Origin of the sequence: Glaciimonas immobilis (assembly GCF_011947285.1) — a bacterium.
Classification (GTDB): domain Bacteria; phylum Pseudomonadota; class Gammaproteobacteria; order Burkholderiales; family Burkholderiaceae_D; genus Glaciimonas; species Glaciimonas immobilis.
Genome location: NZ_JAAOZT010000016.1, coordinates 1 through 20,157 on the forward strand (window position 1 = coordinate 1; position 20,157 = coordinate 20,157).

Below are 20,157 nucleotides of genomic sequence, written 5' to 3' on the forward strand. Positions count from 1 at the left end.
CTCCCCCCTCATTTCCAACACCCGAGCACTCTGCTCATCATGATTATAGGCAATTACCCCCCCCCCACATTTTTAACAGTCCCAAAGTTTTGTTGCAGTTTCATGATCAGTCTTTGTGCAATTAATTTGCGGCGCCACTAATTGACAAACCTGCATTGGAAAGGTTTCTCTTCTGCATCCATCGGCGGTATTGCAAAGTTGCACCGCGGTGTTTAGCTGCTGAAGAACTAGGGCGCGCAATGCTGCTACGTTGGGATCTACGGCCTTGCCAGCGCTGAGCCGCGTCAAAAGCCCAGGTGGACCGCTATTGCGCGAATATTCGCCATCCCGCGCTCCAAGTAAAGAATGGGTAGCGCGTCGTGCCTTGAGTGTTGTTGCGTCATTTGGGGCCTTGATCGGGGCGACGGATTTTAATGTCGCACTTAACGCGCTGGGAGATGCCGCGTTTAGCGTGTTGGACAATCAGGCGTATGGACTTGGCGTGTGTCATTGAGAATTATTTCTCGAAAAAGTTGAAATCCTTCAGCGTAGGTACAACACGGCACTCAATTTCCCGTTGGCTGACGAATTAGAAAATGATTCGGCTGCGAAGGAATATCGCCGGCAAACGCAAGGCTACTAATCATGGAAGACCCAGGACTGCCTTTGCCTGCTATTCGTTGCCGGAACAGGGAACAAGCGGCGCACTATCTTGGTATCGGGGTGACTTTGCTCAACGCATTGAGAGTGTCCTGCGTCAAAGTTGGGCACCGTTGCATCTTACCGGCGATGTAGGGTGGACCATTGTGCCAGGTGAACTCAAGCGGAGAAATAAACCTGCGACGGTGAATCACCATTTGGCGCTGATTCGTAACTTGCTTCATATGGCATGGGACGAATGGCAGTCGATCGACAAAAGATTTGTGAAGCTGGAACTCGCGTTTGATAGTGGATCGGTACGCGAAATTTGCAACTGAGCATTACAAGCCGCAGCTGCAAGGATGGAAGAGGGGAGGTTTCAGACAGGTGTCTGATATAACGTGCTTTAGATGCAGAAAAGCCGCTGTGCAATCACTCGCACAACGGCTTGCATTCTGGCTCCCCGACCTGGACTCGAACCAGGGACCTGCGGATTAACAGTCCGTCGCTCTACCAACTGAGCTATCAGGGAAAAGAAAGAAGCAGAATTATAGTTTCAAAACATTCATACTGTCAAACATTTTGTCATTTAATTTGCAATCTTTTTAGTTTGAAAACGTTTTAAAAACACATTTCGTCTTCGTCCTAAAGAGCCGCTATATTAAAGGACTTTTGCAATTGATGCTACAACATAATCAATATTTTTCGTATTTAATGCAGCAACACAAATACGGCCGGTATCGATAGTGTGAATTGAGAACTCATCGCGCAGTTTTTCTACCTGGGCTTTGGTGAGACCCGTGTATGAAAACATGCCGCGCTGTTTGGTGACGAAACTGAAATCGTGCGCTGGTGCCTGTTCTTTCAATTTCTTGGCGAGCAGTTCGCGCATTTCACGGATGCGTACGCGCATGCCGGCTAGCTCTTCTTCCCACAATGCGCGCAGTTCTGGCGATGCCAGCGCCGTAGCGACTACCTGACCGCCGTGTATCGGTGGGTTGGAGTAGTTGGTGCGGATGACGCGCTTGAGTTGCGACAGGATGCGACCGGCTTCTTCTGCGGTCGTGGCGACGATGCTTAGTGCGCCGACGCGTTCGCCGTATAGCGAGAAGGATTTGGAGAATGAGTTCGAGATGAACAGTGGGCAGCCAGCGTCAGTGAAGCGACGTACGACTTCGCCGTCGGCATCAATGCCATCGCCAAAACCTTGATACGCCATGTCAAGAAACGGAACCAAGCCGTTTTGGGTAACGACCTGAATGACTTCGGTCCACTGGTCGCTGGAGAGATCTGCGCCGGTTGGGTTGTGGCAGCAAGCGTGTAGCAGAACAATTGCGCCGCGTGGCATTGTTTTCAATGCGTCTAGCATGCCCGCGAAATTAACGCCGCGTGTGGCTGCGTCGTAGTACGGATAATTGTTGACGGTGAAGCCAGCAAATTCAAACAATGCGCGATGGTTTTCCCAGCTTGGATCGCTGATCCAAACTTGCGTGTTTTCTGCAGAAAAGCGCTTGAGAAAATCTGCGCCCAGCTTCAACGCGCCGGTGCCGCCGATGGCTTGCACGGTAATTGCGCGCTTCTCTGTAATTACCGCACTGTCGGCCCCAAATACCAGTTCTTGCACGGCTTTGTCGTAGGCGGCCAGACCGTCGATAGGCAGGTAAGTGCGCGGCGACAGCTTTTCTATCAATTGTGCTTCGGCTTTGCGTACGCATTGTAGTAATGGCACTTTGCTATCGTCATCGGAATAAACGCCAACGCCGAGGTTGATTTTTTGTGGATTTTTGTCAGAATTAAAACCATCGGTAACGCCAAGGATAGGATCGCGTGGCGCCATTTCGATGGCAGTAAACAGGGATGCTGAAAGAGGAGCGTTCATCGTGATAACATTAAAAGTTAGCTGCCAACAGGAGGTTTGCAGCACGGAATCCGTCGAACTGTGGGAATCGGCATCAAAATGACGTGAGCGCTCGATATTTCGCCAACTGCTTGACCAATAGCGCGCTATTGGTGCTGCGAATCCGGCAAAATCAGTCCTCGCCCATCCCATTTCTCGCTTCGACTCCTGCAGTCCGACAGACTCCAGGTTAAATGCTGTGCCGGATCACAATCGACTCGGCGCGAAATTAATACCGCTTATTCTACCAAAGGTCGAAGCCCATGGCTGACAAATCACAACTTGTACCCGTTCCAAACCCGGTAGACGATTCTAAAGTCGTCACGTTTCCGAATTCGCCGTTTAAATTGTTCCAGCCTTTTTTGCCCGCCGGAGATCAGCCCGCGGCGATTGATAAGTTATCTGAGGGCATCGAAGACGGCCTGTTTTATCAGACTTTGCTGGGCGTAACGGGCTCGGGCAAGACTTATACGATGGCTAACGTCATCGCCCGGATGGGGCGACCGGCCATCGTTTTTGCGCCAAACAAGACGTTGGCGGCGCAACTATATAGTGAATTCCGGGAATTTTTTCCGCAAAACGCGGTGGAATATTTCGTGAGTTACTACGATTATTACCAGCCTGAGGCCTACGTGCCGCAACGCGACTTGTTTATTGAGAAAGATTCATCGATCAATGAGCATATCGAGCAGATGCGTTTGTCATGTACAAAATCGCTGATGGAACGACGCGATGTGGTGATTGTGGCAACAGTATCGGCGATTTACGGTATCGGTAATCCGAACGAATATCATCAGATGATCCTGACCCTGCGGGTGAAGGATAAGTTAAGCCAACGTGATCTGATTGCCCGGTTGATTCAGATGCAATACTCCCGCAATGAGATCGATTTTGGGCGGGGCACGTTCCGCGTGCGTGGCGATACAGTGGATGTGTTTCCGGCGGAGCATGCAGAGTTGGCATTGCGGATTGAGATGTTTGATGACGAGATCGACAGCCTGCAACTGTTTGATCCCCTCACAGGGCGCGTTAAGCAAAAGATTCCACGCTTTACGATTTATCCGGGATCGCATTATGTGACGCCGCGCGGTACGGTGCTGCGCGCGATTGAGACGATTAAGGACGAGTTGCGCGAGCGGCTGGACTTTTTCCGTCGCGAAAACAAACTCATCGAAGAGCAGCGCATCGAGCAACGCACCCGATTTGACTTGGAGATGATGCAGGAAATTGGTTTTACTAAAGGAATTGAAAACTACTCGCGTCATTTGAGCGGGGCAAAAGCGGGTGAACCGCCGCCAACTTTAGTTGATTATTTGCCAAAAGATGCATTGATGTTTCTGGATGAGTCGCACGTGCTGATCGGACAACTTAACGGCATGTATAACGGTGACCGTGCGCGCAAAACCAATCTGGTTGATTACGGATTCCGTTTGCCATCGGCGCTGGATAATCGGCCGCTGCGATTTGATGAGTTTGAGGGCAAGATGCGGCAGACGATTTTTGTTTCTGCGACGCCAGCCGATTATGAAAAACAACATGCCGATCAGGTCGTAGAGCAGGTGGTGCGCCCAACCGGTCTGGTCGATCCGCTGATTGAAGTGCGTCCGGCATTGAGTCAGGTTGATGATTTGATGACCGAAGCAAACGCTCGCATCAAGAAAAATGAGCGCGTGCTGGTGACGACGCTGACCAAGCGTATGGCAGAGCAACTGACCGACTTTCTCAGCGATAACGGTATCAAGGTGCGTTATTTGCATAGTGATATTGAAACCGTCGAGCGCGTGGAAATTATTCGCGATCTGCGTTTGGGTACGTTTGATGTGCTGGTCGGGATTAACTTATTGCGTGAGGGTCTGGATATTCCTGAGGTGTCGCTGGTAGCGATTTTGGATGCGGACAAGGAGGGCTTTTTGCGCTCTGAGCGAAGCCTGATTCAAACGATAGGGCGTGCAGCCCGTAACTTAAATGGTAAGGCGATCCTGTACGCGGATAAGATGACGGATTCGATGCGTCGTGCGATTGACGAGACTGAGCGACGTCGCGCCAAGCAGGTTGCCTTTAATCTGGAGAATGGCATTACGCCGGTCGGTATTCGCAAGGAAATCCGCGATCTGATCGATGGCGTGTATAGCGTGCAAGGGGCGCGGGAAGAGTTGCATGCAGCGCAAGACCGCACCAAATATGAATCGATGAGCGAGAAACAGCTTAGCAAGGAAATTAAGCGGCTTGAGAAGCAGATGAGCGATCACGCGAAGAATCTGGAGTTTGAGAAGGCGGCACAGGTGCGTGATCAGATGCATCACTTAAAGCAGCAATTATTCGGTGCGCCAGGTGTGGATAATGTTGTACCGTTTGCCTGAGCATTAAAATTGAATGTTCATTCAAATTATAGAATCATAAAACCAATAAATTGAGATCTGTTTATTGGTTTTTAATGAAAAATTTAATAGTATTTAACTATTCTTTTATGCATTTGTTAAGGTTTAAAGTTATTCATTTATGCGTGATACATCCATTACATCGATACCTCCTGAAATCCACCTGGCGCTGAAGTTGGCGCATCCATCCTGGCAGCCGATCTTAATGGAGGGCTTACTGGCGATGGCAGCGTTGCACCCCGACTATCTGCCCGATTTGGTGCTTTCCGATTATTTGCCGACTGAGCGACGTCTGTTTGCAGCTTTTGCATTGCCGTTGAATGCTGTTACATATGTGTTGGTGGGCGAGGGACCTTATCCGCGTGAGGGGAGTGCGACCGGAGTGTGCTTTATGGACGGTGCGGTCGGCGCGTTATGGTCTGAGAAAGGGCTTTCCAAACCGGTCAATCGGGCAACCTCGCTGCGCAATTTTATGAAAATGCTATTGGTCGCGAATGGCCAGTTGTCGCTCGACAGTACCACGGGCGACGCGATGGTGCAGGCTGCATCCTGGGCGCAAAAGAGCGATTCGGAAATCATTCAGACATTGCCCGATTTGCAAAATAATCTGGTCGAGGAGGGCTTTCTGCTACTGAATGCAACGTTGGTATTTCGGGCTTCGGTGCCGCCGGTCAAAGAGGCAAAACCTTGGGTGCCTTTTTTGCAGGCTGTTTTACGTGGCTTGGCGCAACGGGCGGATGGCGCATTGCCGACGCTCGTTTTGTGGGGCAAGATTGCTGAACAATTGCATGCACTACCTGTGGCGGCGCAATTTCCGAAGATCGTGGCTGAGCATCCTTATAACCTGACTTTTATCGGCAATGGCGGAATGCAGGCGCTATTCGGCCCTATGTACTTGCTGCGCAAACGCGCATGGGGAACATTGGATAATGTAAAAGATCGTTTAAATTAAACTCATTTGACGGAGATCGGTTTCTATCGCTTCTTCGTCCTCAATGGTCATGTCAAACTCAGACTGAGTGCGTTCAATGACTTCTGGCACGGCAGGAGATTTTTTGCTTTTCTTCTTGTCCGGCATGAACAGGTTGGCTTGACGGAAGTCATCCTCCACTTTTTGGGCCGCTTTTTCGGTTACGGGCCTGACGACGGGAGGTTTGATTTTGGGCGCAGGCTTCGCTTTGACGGGCGTTTCCGGCGCGGCACCCTGAGTCAACCAGGTTTTTAGCATGCTATTAAACAACCCCAGCAGCACTTCTGGTGGATTCTGGGTATACGCTTGACGGATCACAAGGCCATCCCACATAGCAGTGAGTAACAGCGCAACTTGCCCGGCATCGAGTTGCACGTCGATTTGTTTGCGCTGTTGTGCTGTACGCAACATATCGGCAAGTCCGTCCACCCACTCTGACTCCGCTTTTTTAATAATCGCGCCGACCTTTTTGTTGCGCAGGCCTTCTGCGTAGATCTCTGTCATCAGTCCCGCGTCGCTAGTCTCCGCGTACCGTTCGGCGAAAGCCTGCGTAATGGCATGGAGCGCTTGTGGCAAATCGTCGGTGTCGTGAAATCCGCTCAGCATCGTACGGGCCTGACGGCGCTCATCTTCCGCCATTGCGGCGATAATCGCGTCCTTGCCAGTGAAGTATCGATACACCGCGCCTGGCCCGAGCCCGACCTCATTACAAATTTCTTGCATTGACGTTTGGTGGAAGCCGGTTTTTCGGAAGCATTTTCCGGCGGCCTTAAGAATATCGGCGCGTTTTCTCTCGGCTCTATGGGTCGGTGACTGCGGTGTTTTGGATTTGCGGGTTGCCATACGTCGTGGTTCTGAAAAAGACCGAAAGGGGCGATATTATAGTTTGATCGGGCGTTAGTTTGATTGCTTGTTTTAAAGAATCCCGGACTTTTCCTCTTTTTTAGCACGTTATCCAGAGGGTAAACCGCCCGAACCGTGCAAGTTAAGTATTTGTCTCAAAAAGAAGAAAATAGTTCGCGCTTTAAAAATAGAATTTCAGCTAAATATATTGGATAAGTTATTGATTAATTAGGTTGTTTTTCAGAATGGGGTAATACCTGACGGATTCACTCAAGTTTGTTATACTAGACAAAATTATTCAGGTATTACGAGTAAAGAATTAAAAACAGAGAATTAAAGACAGCGAAATAAAGAGCGTTTTACGATCGGAGATTCCATGCGTTTGACTACGAAAGGCCGATTTGCGGTAACTGCGATGATTGACCTGGCATCGCGCCAAGGCAACGGTCCCGTCACATTGTCAGCGATCAGCGAAAGACAGGAAATTTCGTTATCCTATCTGGAGCAGTTGTTCGGCAAGTTACGTCGGCACAAGATAGTGGAATCGGTACGTGGACCGGGTGGGGGCTACAATCTGGCCCGCCCTGCCAAAGATGTCACGGTGGCCGATATTATTATTGCCGTGGATGAACCGCTTGATGCGACACAGTGTGGCGGTAAAGAAAACTGCCACAGCCCGGATCAAGAAGGCGGCGGCCGCTGTATGACGCATGATCTGTGGTCAACGTTGAACGCAAAAATGGTTGAATATCTGGATTCGGTATCGTTGAAAGACTTGGTGGATCAGCAAATTGCGCACCAAAAACCGAAACCCCCTGAACAAAATGTGGTGGTAATGCATCGTTCCCACCTGGTTGCTTGATTGGAGCTTGGAAAAAGTATGAACGCACCTCTGGAAAAAAGCCTGATAGATACATTGAAGGCACCGCACTTCCCTATATATATGGATTACTCCGCGACCACGCCGATTGATCCGCGTGTTGCCGATAAGATGATTCCGTACCTGCGTGAGCAATTCGGTAATCCGGCCTCACGTAGCCATATGTATGGCTGGACTGCAGAAAAAGCGGTCGAGGATGCGCGTGCGCAAGTCGCTGCGCTGGTCAAGGCTGATCCGCGTGAAATCATCTGGACTTCTGGCGCGACTGAAGGCAATAACCTTGCACTAAAGGGAGCAGCAAATTTTTATAAGACCAAGGGCAAGCACATCATTACGGTCAAAACCGAGCACAAAGCTGTGCTGGACACCGTACGTGAGCTGGAGCGCCAGGGGTTTGAAGCTACTTATTTGCAACCGCAAGATAATGGCTTAATTACCGTTGAGCAATTGGAAGCCGCAATTCGTCCGGACACGATTTTGATATCGGTGATGTTGGTTAATAATGAAATTGGCGTGATCCAGCCGATTCCCGAAATCGGTGAACTATGCCGCAAAAAAGGCATTATTTTCCATTGTGATGCAGCGCAGGCAACTGGCAAGCTTGAAATTGATCTGGAAAAATGGAAAGTCGATTTGATGACTTTCACCGCGCACAAAACTTACGGTCCGAAAGGTATCGGCGCGTTGTACGTGCGACGCAAGCCGCGGGTACGTCTGGAAGCGCAAATGCACGGCGGCGGTCATGAGCGTGGTTTGCGCTCCGGCACATTGCCAACCCACCAAATCGTGGGTATGGGTGAAGCGTTTCAGATTGCACAAGATGAAATGGCGACAGAATTAGTGCGTATCAGAGCACTGCGTGATCGTCTGGCAACAGGTTTGCAGACGATGGAAGAAGTGTATGTCAACGGTGATATGGATCACCGCGTGCCGCACAACCTGAACATCAGCTTCAATTATGTCGAAGGCGAATCGCTGGTCATGGCGATCAAAGACATCGCGGTGTCGTCCGGTTCGGCCTGTACTTCGGCCAGTCTGGAACCGTCTTATGTTTTGCGTGCACTTGGCCGCAACGATGAACTGGCGCATAGCTCGATCCGTTTTACTATCGGTCGTTTTACGACAGAAGAAGAAATCGATTTCACCATTGAGCTGATCAAAGGAAAAGTCGCTAAACTGCGTGAATTGTCGCCGCTGTGGGATATGTACAAAGACGGGATTGATATTAGCTCGATCCAGTGGGCAGCCCACTAATAGCTAACAATGGCTAAAAATAGCTAAGCGATAGCCAGCTGATTCCAGTATTTTTTGCAGTGAAGCTGCAAGTTCCATAACAAGGAGTAGCAAAATGTCCTATTCAGAAAAAGTTCTCGATCATTACGAAAACCCGCGTAACGTTGGTACGTTCGAAAAAGGTGATGAAACTGTCGGCACCGGTATGGTCGGTGCCCCAGCGTGTGGCGACGTCATGAAGCTGCAAATCAAAGTCGGTGCAGATGGCGTGATTTTGGATGCGAAGTTCAAAACCTACGGTTGCGGTTCGGCGATTGCATCGTCTTCACTGGTGACCGAATGGGTCAAGGGCAAAACGCTGGATCAGGCGATGTCGATCAAAAACACGCAAATTGCTGAAGAGTTGGCGTTGCCGCCGGTTAAGATTCACTGCTCGATTTTGGCAGAAGATGCGATCAAAGCGGCGGTTGAAGACTACAAAGCTAAACACGGCATCATCCAACATCAACAAGCTGCTTAATTGGGTGGGACTTACGCAACGCCCAGCGGCGTTGCGCTTTCCTAGCCACCTGCGCGACCAGGTAAGCACATACTGTTTGCGTTGGCAGGTGGGCAAGTTCGTTGCTGGGACGGCTTTGCGTAAGTCCGGGTTAGCGTTGATGTTGATTTGAAGGAATGCAACTTCTCGCATTTTTTTGAACAATGACTGTGGCTAATAAAAAAAAGTAACAGAAAGAGATTACAGGTTATGGCAATTACTCTCACTGAAAAAGCGGCAAAGCATATCAATCGTTACATCGAAAGACGTGGCAAGGGTATTGGCTTGCGTTTTGGTGTGCGCACTACTGGTTGTTCCGGATTGGCTTATAAGCTGGAATATGTCGATGAAAAGACAACTGAAGATGCGGTGTTTGAGTCGCATGGGATTCAGGTTTTTGTCGATCCTAAAAGCTTGCCTTACATTGACGGTACTGAACTAGATTTTGCCCGCGAAGGCTTGAACGAAGGCTTTAAGTTTTATAATCCAAACGTCAAGGATGAGTGCGGCTGCGGCGAAAGCTTTACTATTTAATGTGAGCAATCATGCATTGTCCGGCTCCGCGCATGGAGCTGTTGCTGGTTAAATTGTATGGATGCCGCGCCCACTGATGGATTAATTAAGCCTGTTGCTGTAGAACAGGCTTTTGTTTTAAGTAAATATGCAAAACCACTTCGACCTGTTCCATCTTCAGCAGCAATTTTCGCTTGACCTCACGGCGCTTGAACAGGCGTATCACGAGGTGCAGAACCAGATCCATCCGGATCGGTTTGCCAATGCGACCGGCGCAGAAAAGCGTGTCGCGATGCAATGGGCGACGCGTGCCAACGAGGCTTATCAGACCCTCAAAAATCCTTTCAAGCGCGCCGCCTATATGTGTGAGTTGAACGGTGTTGACCTGCAGGCAGAATCGAACACGTCCATGCCCGGCAGTTTTTTGATGCAGCAAATGGAGTGGCGCGAGGCGCTGGAAGATGCGCGGGACGCCAAAGATATTGAGGCGCTGGAGCGACTGGATAAAGCATTGCGTATAGCGCGGACCAAAGACCTGCTTCAGATTGCATCGACACTGGATGCGCAAGATTTTGAAAAGGCCGCGCAATATGTGCGGCAATTAATGTTTCTGGAGAAATTCGGCGAAGAAATAAGTAATACATTTTCTCTGCTTGAGTCTTGAAATTAATAACGCTTATAAAGAGCCTTAGAAAAAAAGCTTCTAACGTACATAGAGACCTAGCATGCCTGAAGTCTGGTTGTTCTTACTTGCAGCGATGACGTTGACGCTGGCACCCGGTCCGGACAATATTTACGTTCTGACCCGTGGAATTTCTCAGGGTAGAAAAGCTGGTTTGGTCGCGGCGCTGGGATTTAGCTCCGGGCTGTTATTTCATACGATGTTGGCCGTTTTCGGTTTTGCTGCACTGATCAAAGCGTCGCCGACGACGTATGCGTTGTTGCGATATGCTGGCGCAGGCTATCTGATTTACCTTGGCGTACGCACATTGTGTTCAAACGCAGCGATCCATTTGCAAGGCTCGGCTAACGCAATAAAATTGTCCCGCATCTATTGGCAAAGCGTGATCGCAAATATGCTGAACCCTAAAGTAACCTTATTTTTTATCGCATTTTTACCGCAGTTTGTGAACGCACGCGCTGGCCATATTCCAGCGCAGATGCTGTTGCTTGCCGCGGTGTTTATTTTGCAGGCGCTTGCTATTTTTAGCGTGATTGCCTGTTTCTCTGGTCTGGTCGGCGCTTTTTTTCAACGCAAAGCATCGGCCGCCACTTACCTGAATCGATTGGCTGGCTCGGCGTTTATCGCACTCGGTATTCGTATCGCTCTCCCGGAATAAAACTATGGCTCTTCTTCAAATCTCTGAACCAGGCATGTCCACCGCACCGCATCAGCATCGGTTAGCGGTCGGGATCGATCTTGGTACAACTAACTCGCTGGTAGCGACGGTTCGCAATAGCATTCCAGAAGTATTGAATGACGAAGAAGGACGGCCGTTAATGCCGTCCATCGTGCGTTATTTGCCCAACGGCCACGCGCATATCGGTTACAAAGCGCAAGCTGCGCAAACCACTGACCCGAAAAATACGATTGTTTCGGTCAAGCGCTTTATGGGCCGCGGCCTGAAAGATATCGCTTATGTTGAGAATCTGCCCTACGATTTTCAGGACGCGCCGGGGATGGTCCAAATCAAAACGATAGCGGGCGTAAAAAGTCCAGTCGAAATTTCTGCCCAGATTTTGGCGACGTTGCGGCAGCAGGCCGAAGACGCACTGGGTGATGATCTGGTCGGTGCGGTGATTACTGTGCCCGCATACTTTGATGATGCGCAACGTCAGGCGACCAAGGATGCGGCGCAACTGGCCGGTATCAACGTTTTACGATTGTTGAACGAGCCTACCGCAGCGGCGATTGCATACGGCCTGGATAATGCGTCGGAGGGCGTGTACGTTGTCTACGATCTTGGCGGTGGTACTTTTGATATATCAATATTAAAATTGACCAAAGGCGTGTTTGAAGTGCTGGCGACTGGCGGTGATTCCGCACTTGGCGGCGATGATTTCGACCATCGTATTTTTTGCTGGATTAGCCAGCAATCGCAACTCGCGCCGCTATCGGATAGCGATACGCGGGTCTTGATGGTCAAGGCACGCGAAGCCAAAGAATTACTTTCATCTAAAACAGAAGTCACGATTGATGCTGCGTTAAGTTCAGGCGAGCAGGTACATTTGACGCTGACTGCCGGAATCTTCGGCGAGCTGACCGCGCATCTGGTTGCCAAAACCTTGACGCCAACGCGCAAGGCCTTACGCGATGCCGATATCAATGCGGACGATATCGACGGGGTTGTGCTGGTTGGCGGTGCTACGCGCATGCCAGCGATTCGCAAGGCGGTAGGTGAATTTTTCAAGACCATCCCTCTAGCGAATATTGACCCCGACAAAGTAGTGGCATTAGGCGCGGCGATTCAAGCCAATTTATTGGCGGGTAATCGTGCTCCCGGCGATGACTGGTTGTTGCTGGACGTGATTCCATTGTCACTTGGGATTGAAACCATGGGTGGTCTTGCTGAAAAAGTTATCCCGCGTAATTCGACCATCCCTTGCGCCCGTGCACAAGAATTCACCACCTTCAAAGACGGCCAGACCGCGTTAGCCGTACACATTGTGCAAGGTGAGCGTGAACTGGTCAGTGACTGTCGTTCACTGGCACGTTTTGAATTGCGCGGCATTCCGCCGATGGCGGCCGGCGCAGCACGTATTCGGGTAACCTATCAGGTCGATGCGGATGGTTTGTTATCTGTTTCTGCGCGTGAGTTGCGCTCAGGCGTTGAGGCATCCATCAACGTCAAGCCGTCGTATGGTCTGGAAGATGATCAGGTTGCGAAAATGTTGCAGGATTCTTTTACCTCCGCCGATGTAGATATGCAGATGCGTGCGCTGAGAGAAGAACAAGTCGAAGCCGAGCGGATCGTTTTGGCGACAGAGTCGGCGCTACACAATGACGCCGCGTTGTTGTCTGAAGAAGAGCAGGTCGCGATTGCTGCATTGATTGTCGACGTCCGCGCTAAGGCTAAGGATAACGATCATCTGGCGATCAAGGCTTCTGTGGACGCGTTAGCGCGGGGTACCGAAGAGTTCGCCGCGCGTCGCATGGATCGCAGCGTGCATGATGCACTCACAGGTAAAACACTCGATCAAATCACATAGTTAAATCACATAAAATCCGTCTAGATTAGCGCTATACATTAGTTCATAACACTCAATATTGCAGAGGTAATTCCCGTGACTCAAATTGTCGTACTACCCCATCCAACCTACTGTCCTGACGGCGCTGTATTAGAGACCGTCGCCGGTCAAACGGTGTGCGATGTCTTGCTACAAAACGACATCCACATCGAACACGCGTGTGAAAAATCCTGCGCCTGTACCACTTGCCACGTTGTCGTCCGTGAAGGCTATGCCTCGCTCAACGAGTTAAACGATAAAGAAGAAGACTTGCTCGATATGGCTTGGGGACTGGAAGCAACATCACGTCTATCCTGTCAGGCGATTGTAGGGGATGAAGACCTTGTGGTCGAAATTCCAAAATACACGATCAATCATGCAAGCGAAAACCATTAACTGGTTTGAAAAGGATGAGCGCCATGAAATGGATTGACACGCTGGACATAGCACAATCGCTTTACGATAAGTTTCCGGAGGTTGATCCGACGACGATTCGCTTTACTGATTTGCATCGTTGGGTCTGTGAGTTGGAAGGATTTGACGATGAGCCAAATCGGTCCGGTGAAAAAATTCTGGAAGCAATTCAACTGGCCTGGATAGATGAATACACGTAATTAAGGCAGAGGCCGCATACGTAAATCGTAAGATTTATTGCTGGTTTATAAATTGTCGGATGGCCGGCTGGCACTCAAGGTCGTACAATTTACGCTATTAATGTTGATGAATAATGTAAAGCGTCGCTCTGACCTTAACGTAAAAACGCTGTCGCTAGTTTAACGTAACGACAGCGTTTTTTATTAGAGACTTTAAAACTTCGTGGAAAGGTTAACCGCGTCCTTCCAGATGACCATTTACTACACGCACTGGATCGCCCACGCGCCATTCTTGTGCAGATTGTGGGAAGCTCTGCGAGCTGCCATCCTCCATCCGGACACGTACGCGATAAGTGGTAGAAGTGCGGGTGCGACTTTCAACCTCATTACCAGCAAAGCCTCCGCCAACGGCCCCGGCAACGGTAGCCAGCGTATTACCATTACCATGTCCCACCTGATGACCGAGAACGCCGCCGAGTATTGCGCCAGCCGCAATGCCTAAACCACTTGGTTTGGCAGCTTGCTGAACGGCTTCAATCGACTCAACCCGACCACAACTGTAGCAAACCTGTGCTTGCGCCACCGGAGGCGGTTGTTGATCAGCGTAAGCAGGGCGCGGGGCAGTGTGCTTTTTAGGGGCGTAATGCAGTGGCGGGGCTTGCTCAGGATAGGCGTTTTGATTCGCCAATTGCGGTGGCTGCTGCGCCAGATTAGGTGGTGCCAGATTATTATTACCGTTAGTACCATTCACTGGTGCCGTCATCGGTGCTGTCATGGCAGTGCCAGGTGAGGGCGTACTTGAAGACGATGGTAGCAGACCAGTCACTGCCGCGACGCCAACCAGACACAGGGCTGTTACTGCAATAGCGGCGGTGGCGACAAGGGGGTGTATCCGGCTTTTTGGTGTTGTATCCGACATTATTCTCTCCTGGGATGTATTTTGTACTCGGTGACATCATTATCAGGGATTCTGATACGGAAGTTTAACAGGAGAATGTTTCAGATGTAATTGCTTGTAACGCAATGTACAAATTTTTGCCTTATAAATAAGGTTTTTTTATTAACTTATTTTATTATTATTTTCATATTAACGACGTAAACGCAAGCTGCCGCCGGAGTTAGCGGCGGCAGCAATTTGGTGCATCTCAAGAACCGATTACAGGATTAGTCGATGTTGGACTAATCTTCCCGACGCAGATGCGGGAACAAAATCACATCACGAATATTTGGCGAATCGGTGATGAGCATCATCAGACGATCAATCCCAATACCGCAACCGCCGGTCGGTGGCAAACCGTATTCCAGTGCGCGGATATAGTCAGCGTCGTAATACATCGCTTCTTCATCACCAGCATCTTTGGCAGCCACTTGCGCCTGAAAACGCGCTGCCTGATCTTCGGAGTCATTCAACTCTGAGAAACCATTGGCGATTTCGCGGCCAGTCATGAACAGCTCGAAGCGCTCAGTGATACCGGGCAGCGTGTCAGATGCGCGGGCCAACGGCGATACTTCGATCGGATAGTCGATGATGTAGGTGGGATCCCACAATTGCGCTTCTGCAGTTTCTTCAAACAGCGCCAGTTGCAACGCGCCTAGTCCGGCGGTGGCGAATGGTTTGACACCGAATTTTACCAATTCAGTTTTGATAAAGTCGGCATTGTGCAATTGCGCATCTTCATAATGTGGCGCGTATTTATTGATTGCGCCAACAATCGTCAGCCGTTCAAACGGCTTGCTCAAATCCAGTTCGCGGCCTTGATAGGTCAGTGTGGCTGTGCCATGCGCATCGATGGCGGCCTGACGAATGACTTGTTCGGTGAACGTCATCAACCATTGATAGTCCACATACGCCGCATAGAATTCCATCATCGTGAATTCTGGATTATGACGCGGCGATACGCCTTCGTTACGGAAGTTACGATTGACTTCAAACACCCGCTCAAAACCGCCGACTACCAAACGCTTCAAATACAATTCCGGCGCGATACGCAAGAACATTTGCATGTCGAGTGCGTTGTGATGAGTGATGAAAGGCTTTGCAGCCGCACCGCCGGGAATGGTGTGCAACATTGGCGTCTCGACTTCCATAAAGTCGTTTTTTTCCATGAAGCGGCGGATTGACGACATCGTGGCGGTACGGGCCTTGAACGTGCGGCGTGTTTCTTCGCTCATGATCAGGTCAACGTAGCGCTGGCGGTATTTGGTTTCTTGATTCGACAGACCGTGAAACTTGTCCGGCAACGGGCGCAACGATTTGGTCAACAAGCGCAGGACGTTGATCTTGATCGACAACTCACCAGTTTTAGTCTTAAACAGTGTGCCTTCTGCACCCAGAATGTCGCCCAGATCGTAATGTTTAAAGGCTTCGTATTCTGCTTCGCCAGCGAGTTCTTTGGTGATGAATAACTGAATCCGTCCATCGGCTTTAGGGCCGGAGGCATCTTGCAGAGTTGCGAACGAGGCCTTGCCCATGACGCGTTTTAACATCATGCGTCCGGCGACTACAACCTTGACATCGGCGGCTTCTAGTTCTTCCTTCTCCATCTCCGCGTATTGCGCGTGTAGGTCGGCAGCTTTCTGCTTTGGTCGAAAGTCGTTCGGGAATGCCACGCCTTGGGTACGCAGCGCAGTTAATTTGGCGCGACGTTCGGCGATGATTTTGTTTTCGTCTTGTGGGACAGGTTGTGGCAGATTGTCTGTCGTCATGTCAGGCTCTTTTTGATTGGTACTGTGGGATAGCGGTTGCTGGAACAACGGGTGCCGAATTGATGGCGGGTTTTACATCGCCGGAATGTGCCATCGTTGCGTCCGGTAATAATGCACCCGACGCAACGTTTACCTTCCTGATTCGGCCTTGCATTTCATGTAGTCGATACCGCAGTCAATACGCTAGACGCCTTGCTTTAGCGACGCAGCAATGAAGTCGTCCAGATCGCCGTCGAGGATGGCTTTGGTATTGCCACTCTCAAAGTTGGTGCGCAAATCTTTAATGCGCGACTGATCCAGCACGTACGAACGAATCTGATGACCCCAGCCGACGTCGGTCTTGGAGTCTTCAAGCTTTTGTTGCTCGGTCATGCGGTTGCGTAATTCCAGCTCATACAACTTGGCTTTCAGCATATCCCACGCTTCTGCGCGGTTACGATGCTGACTGCGGTCGTTTTGGCACTGGACGACGATACCGGACGGGCCATGCGTCAAACGGACAGCGGAGTCGGTCTTGTTAATATGCTGACCACCTGCGCCGGATGCACGATAGGTATCCACCCGGACGTCGGCAGGATTGACGTCAATATCAATCGAGTCATCGACTTCCGGATAAACGAACAAGCTGGAGAACGACGTGTGACGACCATTGGCCGAGTCAAAAGGCGACTTTCTGACCAACCGATGTACGCCAGTTTCAGTACGCAAAAAGCCGTAGGCATAGTCGCCTTCTACTTTTAATGTCGCAGTCTTGATACCGGCAACCTCGCCGTCAGATTGCTCCATGATCTCGACTTTGAAACCCTTGCGTTCGCAATAGCGCAAATACTGGCGCAGCAACATCGATGCCCAATCCTGTGCTTCCGTACCGCCAGCACCGGCCTGGATATCGATAAAGCAGTTATTCGGGTCCATCGGATTGTTGAACATGCGTCGGAATTCCAATCCTTCGACCAGCTTTTTGAGCTCTTCGGTATCGGCTTCCACGGCTTCTACGGTGTCTTCGTCCTGTTCGTCGCGTGCCATCTGAAACAGATCGCTGGTATCGCGCAGTTCGGACTCAATCTTCGTCAGGGTAAAGACGATAGATTCTAATGATTTCTTTTCTTTCCCGAGTTCCTGAGCGCGTTTCTGGTCACTCCAGACTTCCGGATCTTCGAGTTCACCATTGACTTGATCGAGTTTCTCTACTTTAGTATCGAAGTCAAAGATACCTCCGTAATTCAGTCTCACGCGAGGTGAGGTCGGCGAGGAGGGCTTGCAGGGAATTTAAGCGTTCGGCTTCCATGATCATGTCTCTTGCGATAAACCCTAAATTATACGCGACACCTAGGCGAGACACTGCATATAGAACCTAAAACCATCGGCGAAGCCACGTTCTGATCAGTAATTCGGCGTCTATCGTTGAGTTAATGTGAACTTTTGTCAGATTTGGGGTCTCAGAGCGGGAGCAATTTACAAGCCGGTAAGGGCTTTGTAACATTTAGTTCTATTTTTTACTGTACAAAAGATAATCGAATTATGTCAAAAAAGTTCCAAAAAGAAACTATCTATCCTTTAGCGTTAGGCGTTGCATTAACCTTTACGCTCGCAGGCTGCGGGTTATTTACACCGCCGCCGACACCACATGGCGAAGTGCAGGGCGCGTCCGTAACCGCTGGCGAGCTGGCGCAATCAGACGTGAACCGGGTCGCCACCCTTGCCATGCGCGACAATCTGGATAGTCTCTATCGCTTGCTGGACAAGTTGTACCGGCGCAATCCCGCCGAATGGAAAAAGACTGCGTCGAGCCGTGAAGACGCGATCAAGCGTGTGCGGAATTCGCTAGAAGCGCACCAGCCATGGGCCGAGTTGCAAGGCAAACATGACATCGCGGCACTGTCGCTGGCACTCGACGCCAATTTTCAGGGCGACCGTGCTGCCGCGTTTATTTATGCTACCGGCGACATGATGATTACTGCGCATGGTGGTAAAACGTCCTTTTATCTAATCGATGGTCTAAATGCGCAATATCTCTATAACGCGGCACGTAACATGGAAATCGCGACATGGATTTTGGGTAGCCGCCGCAGTCCGGCTGGTCAGATATTGTTGCTATCCAACGATATTTCGGACGCCGAGCACAATCTGAGCTTCGAGCGAGAGTTCGGCAAGATCATTGGCCGGATTGATTTGTTGTCGGTGGTTGTGATTGAGAAATACCGGCGTGCAGGTATAACTTACGCTCAAAATTTAGTGGGTGGAACGTTCTTGCAATTCTTGCCCGTACGCTAAAGCAAACTTACTGTGCTTTTTAACGGTCGTTATTGGAACCGTTAGTACATTTTTTATCCAAAACATTGCCGATGCTTATATCTGATCCGTCGTCACCGTAATCGCGGCATGCGGTGGCGTATGGGCGACGGTGGCCGCGACGGTGGTGATCCGTGCGCGGACCACACTAATGGCTTGTTTGAGCGCATACACGTCGCCAAAATACTGCTGCGGAATATTGATTTGATTGGCGTTGGCATCAATTTCTTCGATCTCACGTCGCCACTGCCTTACGTGGTCCTCGGTCGGATTTTTGGTGGCCCATATTTCATCTTCCAGAGATTTTATTTCGCGATACCAGACGACCAGCCGCTTTCTCATCGTGGCAGCATAGATCCTTGGAATGACCTGAAGCAATCCGAATAATAACGCCATAAACGGCAATAAAATAATAAATCGACGTTCAATAAAATTGGCTAGCCAGAACGGCAGATAGCGTTGCAAGAATGGACGCCCCGATTTGAAATAGCGCCTGGTTTCATCCGAGATCGGAAAGTCTTCCGCATTCTGATTGGGAAAGTATCCGCGCGGCGTGAAGTAGTCCTGCCCCGCATGGATTTCATTAGCGCCATCAAGCAGTAAATAGACCAGCGCCGGATGTAGCGCTTCTTTAGATACCAGCAACGCGGTTGCAGCTAATAACGTTACGTCGGTATGCGGCAAGTCGTCCGCCAGACTGGTGGAGGCACGGGGAAAGGTCACCTTTGACAGTGCTGGAAATTGACGCACCAGCGCGTCGGCCTGTACAAAATTCATGAGCTTCAGATCGCTTCTCAGCAGCGTTTGCATCATCTGCGAATCGGGGCGGCCAATAAAAAATGCCGCGTCCAGGCTGCCGTTTTTAAGCGCGTCGTACGCTTTATGTGCGCCCAGTTCCTGCAGCCTGGTGTTCTGTTGGGTCAGGCCATTTTGCTTGAGTAAATCGCTCGCCACAATGCGCAGGCCGCTCCCGGGAACGCCTATCGAGATACGTTTACCTTGCAACTGCGATAGTCGGTCGATGGCGGTGGTTCCCTGATAAAACACCCAGATGGGTTCGTACGATACAGCGGCAATGGTTTGCAAATTGGGGGCATCCATTGCATCGCCGATGCCAGACTGCACGAAGCCGACTTCATACGCGCTATGCGCATCCTTGAGTCGATCAAAATTTTGAACAGCACCGGATGACGGGCGTATGTCAAGGGTGATTCCTTCGCGCTTCAACACTTTTGCATAACGCTCTGCAAAACCGTGATAAATCCCACCATCGGCCCCCGTAGTAATGACAATTGTGCGCTGTACCGCAGGTTTTAAAATGGTAATCAACAACCAGATCACGCCCGAAAGCAATAGCACGCCACACACGATAATCATCCGTAACCGTCTGCGGGTCATCAGTGGTTTTTGAATGCGATGCAGGGGCGGGCGTGGTCTGGGCATAGGTTCGGGAGGCCGGTTGGTATCA

20 protein-coding genes and 1 tRNA gene are annotated in these 20,157 nt (G+C 50.3%); 14 read left to right on the forward strand and 7 right to left on the reverse strand.

Annotated features, from left to right (window positions below):
* Positions 1-250: 250 nt before the first annotated feature.
* Together HAV38_RS19715 and HAV38_RS19720 are read left to right on the forward strand one after the other, a co-directional pair.
* The gene (locus HAV38_RS19715) at positions 251-493 is read left to right on the forward strand and encodes a hypothetical protein (protein ID WP_168057123.1); all 243 of its coding nucleotides are present in this window, start codon (positions 251-253) and stop codon (positions 491-493) included.
* A gap of 82 nt (positions 494-575) precedes the next feature.
* On the forward strand, positions 576-956 hold the full coding sequence (locus HAV38_RS19720; RefSeq protein ID WP_168057124.1) for a hypothetical protein: 381 nt from the start codon (positions 576-578) through the stop codon (positions 954-956).
* Positions 957-1,074: 118 nt separating this feature from the next.
* Here HAV38_RS19720 and HAV38_RS19725 read toward each other — a convergent pair.
* Both HAV38_RS19725 and HAV38_RS19730 read right to left on the reverse strand, forming a co-directional pair.
* A tRNA-Asn gene (locus HAV38_RS19725) sits at positions 1,075-1,150 on the reverse strand.
* Positions 1,151-1,279: 129 nt separating this feature from the next.
* The gene (locus HAV38_RS19730; RefSeq protein ID WP_168057125.1) at positions 1,280-2,497 is read right to left on the reverse strand and encodes an amino acid aminotransferase; all 1,218 of its coding nucleotides are present in this window, start codon (positions 2,495-2,497) and stop codon (positions 1,280-1,282) included.
* Positions 2,498-2,778: 281 nt separating this feature from the next.
* On the opposite strand from HAV38_RS19730, the gene uvrB reads away from it, so the two are divergent.
* The gene (gene uvrB, locus HAV38_RS19735) at positions 2,779-4,875 is read left to right on the forward strand and encodes an excinuclease ABC subunit UvrB (protein ID WP_168057126.1); all 2,097 of its coding nucleotides are present in this window, start codon (positions 2,779-2,781) and stop codon (positions 4,873-4,875) included.
* A gap of 139 nt (positions 4,876-5,014) precedes the next feature.
* Positions 5,015-5,845: a uracil-DNA glycosylase family protein gene (locus HAV38_RS19740; RefSeq protein WP_168057127.1), complete on the forward strand. Its 831-nt coding sequence runs from the start codon at positions 5,015-5,017 to the stop codon at positions 5,843-5,845.
* Here HAV38_RS19740 and HAV38_RS19745 read toward each other — a convergent pair.
* Positions 5,837-6,706 carry a TetR/AcrR family transcriptional regulator gene (locus HAV38_RS19745; RefSeq protein WP_168057128.1) on the reverse strand — a complete coding sequence of 290 codons (870 nt, stop codon included), beginning with the start codon at positions 6,704-6,706 and terminating at the stop codon, positions 5,837-5,839. The two genes, HAV38_RS19740 and HAV38_RS19745, sit on opposite strands and share 9 nt — an antisense overlap.
* Positions 6,707-7,082: 376 nt before the next feature.
* Here HAV38_RS19745 and iscR point away from each other — a divergent pair, with 376 nt between their 5' ends.
* From iscR to iscX, 9 genes are all read left to right on the forward strand, one after another.
* Positions 7,083-7,568: a Fe-S cluster assembly transcriptional regulator IscR gene (gene iscR / locus HAV38_RS19750; RefSeq protein WP_168057129.1), complete on the forward strand. Its 486-nt coding sequence runs from the start codon at positions 7,083-7,085 to the stop codon at positions 7,566-7,568.
* Between the two features lie 18 nt (positions 7,569-7,586).
* Positions 7,587-8,840: an IscS subfamily cysteine desulfurase gene (locus HAV38_RS19755; RefSeq protein ID WP_168057130.1), complete on the forward strand. Its 1,254-nt coding sequence runs from the start codon at positions 7,587-7,589 to the stop codon at positions 8,838-8,840.
* Between the two features lie 94 nt (positions 8,841-8,934).
* The gene (gene iscU, locus HAV38_RS19760; protein ID WP_168057131.1) at positions 8,935-9,339 is read left to right on the forward strand and encodes a Fe-S cluster assembly scaffold IscU; all 405 of its coding nucleotides are present in this window, start codon (positions 8,935-8,937) and stop codon (positions 9,337-9,339) included.
* A gap of 228 nt (positions 9,340-9,567) precedes the next feature.
* Positions 9,568-9,891 carry an iron-sulfur cluster assembly protein IscA gene (gene iscA, locus HAV38_RS19765; protein ID WP_108442383.1) on the forward strand — a complete coding sequence of 108 codons (324 nt, stop codon included), beginning with the start codon at positions 9,568-9,570 and terminating at the stop codon, positions 9,889-9,891.
* 127 nt (positions 9,892-10,018) lie between these two features.
* Complete coding sequence (hscB, locus tag HAV38_RS19770; protein ID WP_168057132.1) at positions 10,019-10,534, forward strand: Fe-S protein assembly co-chaperone HscB; 516 nt, start codon at positions 10,019-10,021, stop codon at positions 10,532-10,534.
* A 61-nt stretch (positions 10,535-10,595) separates the two neighbouring features.
* Positions 10,596-11,210, forward strand: coding sequence for a LysE family translocator (locus HAV38_RS19775; protein ID WP_168057133.1), 615 nt, complete (start codon positions 10,596-10,598; stop codon positions 11,208-11,210).
* Between the two features lie 4 nt (positions 11,211-11,214).
* Positions 11,215-13,080: a Fe-S protein assembly chaperone HscA gene (gene hscA, locus HAV38_RS19780; RefSeq protein ID WP_168057134.1), complete on the forward strand. Its 1,866-nt coding sequence runs from the start codon at positions 11,215-11,217 to the stop codon at positions 13,078-13,080.
* A 75-nt stretch (positions 13,081-13,155) separates the two neighbouring features.
* Entirely contained in the window at positions 13,156-13,494 is a 339-nt protein-coding gene (gene fdx, locus HAV38_RS19785; protein ID WP_168057135.1) for an ISC system 2Fe-2S type ferredoxin, read from the forward strand.
* Between the two features lie 23 nt (positions 13,495-13,517).
* The gene (gene iscX / locus HAV38_RS19790; protein ID WP_168057136.1) at positions 13,518-13,712 is read left to right on the forward strand and encodes a Fe-S cluster assembly protein IscX; all 195 of its coding nucleotides are present in this window, start codon (positions 13,518-13,520) and stop codon (positions 13,710-13,712) included.
* A 211-nt stretch (positions 13,713-13,923) separates the two neighbouring features.
* On the opposite strand, the gene HAV38_RS19795 is transcribed toward iscX, so the two are convergent.
* The 3 genes from HAV38_RS19795 to prfB form a co-directional block, all read right to left on the reverse strand.
* Positions 13,924-14,610 (reverse strand): outer membrane lipoprotein, encoded by a 687-nt coding sequence (locus HAV38_RS19795; protein WP_168057137.1) that lies wholly within the window; start codon positions 14,608-14,610, stop codon positions 13,924-13,926.
* A 260-nt stretch (positions 14,611-14,870) separates the two neighbouring features.
* Entirely contained in the window at positions 14,871-16,397 is a 1,527-nt protein-coding gene (gene lysS / locus HAV38_RS19800) for a lysine--tRNA ligase (protein ID WP_168057138.1), read from the reverse strand.
* Positions 16,398-16,580: 183 nt separating this feature from the next.
* A protein-coding gene (prfB, locus tag HAV38_RS19805; protein ID WP_168057139.1) for a peptide chain release factor 2 occupies positions 16,581-17,685 on the reverse strand; the annotation gives its coding sequence in 2 pieces (ribosomal slippage) (positions 16,581-17,603 and positions 17,605-17,685; 1,104 coding nt in all).
* Between the two features lie 233 nt (positions 17,686-17,918).
* Here prfB and HAV38_RS19810 point away from each other — a divergent pair.
* Positions 17,919-18,671: a hypothetical protein gene (locus HAV38_RS19810; RefSeq protein WP_168057140.1), complete on the forward strand. Its 753-nt coding sequence runs from the start codon at positions 17,919-17,921 to the stop codon at positions 18,669-18,671.
* A gap of 75 nt (positions 18,672-18,746) precedes the next feature.
* Here HAV38_RS19810 and HAV38_RS19815 read toward each other — a convergent pair whose 3' ends face one another.
* Entirely contained in the window at positions 18,747-20,132 is a 1,386-nt protein-coding gene (locus HAV38_RS19815; protein ID WP_245182479.1) for a TAXI family TRAP transporter solute-binding subunit, read from the reverse strand.
* Positions 20,133-20,157 lie beyond the last annotated feature (25 nt).

What these genes read in the sequence shown, in the direction of transcription:
- HAV38_RS19720 (WP_168057124.1), top strand. Translation starts at nt 576, where the DNA reads ATGATTCGGCTGCGAAGGAATATCGCCGGCAAACGCAAGGCTACTAAT.
- HAV38_RS19730 (WP_168057125.1), bottom strand. Translation starts at nt 2,497, where the DNA reads ATGAACGCTCCTCTTTCAGCATCCCTGTTTACTGCCATCGAAATGGCG.
- uvrB (WP_168057126.1), top strand. Translation starts at nt 2,779, where the DNA reads ATGGCTGACAAATCACAACTTGTACCCGTTCCAAACCCGGTAGACGAT.
- HAV38_RS19740 (WP_168057127.1), top strand. Translation starts at nt 5,015, where the DNA reads ATGCGTGATACATCCATTACATCGATACCTCCTGAAATCCACCTGGCG.
- HAV38_RS19745 (WP_168057128.1), bottom strand. Translation starts at nt 6,706, where the DNA reads ATGGCAACCCGCAAATCCAAAACACCGCAGTCACCGACCCATAGAGCC.
- iscR (WP_168057129.1), top strand. Translation starts at nt 7,083, where the DNA reads ATGCGTTTGACTACGAAAGGCCGATTTGCGGTAACTGCGATGATTGAC.
- HAV38_RS19755 (WP_168057130.1), top strand. Translation starts at nt 7,587, where the DNA reads ATGAACGCACCTCTGGAAAAAAGCCTGATAGATACATTGAAGGCACCG.
- iscU (WP_168057131.1), top strand. Translation starts at nt 8,935, where the DNA reads ATGTCCTATTCAGAAAAAGTTCTCGATCATTACGAAAACCCGCGTAAC.
- iscA (WP_108442383.1), top strand. Translation starts at nt 9,568, where the DNA reads ATGGCAATTACTCTCACTGAAAAAGCGGCAAAGCATATCAATCGTTAC.
- hscB (WP_168057132.1), top strand. Translation starts at nt 10,019, where the DNA reads ATGCAAAACCACTTCGACCTGTTCCATCTTCAGCAGCAATTTTCGCTT.
- HAV38_RS19775 (WP_168057133.1), top strand. Translation starts at nt 10,596, where the DNA reads ATGCCTGAAGTCTGGTTGTTCTTACTTGCAGCGATGACGTTGACGCTG.
- hscA (WP_168057134.1), top strand. Translation starts at nt 11,215, where the DNA reads ATGGCTCTTCTTCAAATCTCTGAACCAGGCATGTCCACCGCACCGCAT.
- iscX (WP_168057136.1), top strand. Translation starts at nt 13,518, where the DNA reads ATGAAATGGATTGACACGCTGGACATAGCACAATCGCTTTACGATAAG.
- HAV38_RS19795 (WP_168057137.1), bottom strand. Translation starts at nt 14,610, where the DNA reads ATGTCGGATACAACACCAAAAAGCCGGATACACCCCCTTGTCGCCACC.
- lysS (WP_168057138.1), bottom strand. Translation starts at nt 16,397, where the DNA reads ATGACGACAGACAATCTGCCACAACCTGTCCCACAAGACGAAAACAAA.
- HAV38_RS19810 (WP_168057140.1), top strand. Translation starts at nt 17,919, where the DNA reads ATGTCAAAAAAGTTCCAAAAAGAAACTATCTATCCTTTAGCGTTAGGC.
- HAV38_RS19815 (WP_245182479.1), bottom strand. Translation starts at nt 20,132, where the DNA reads ATGCCCAGACCACGCCCGCCCCTGCATCGCATTCAAAAACCACTGATG.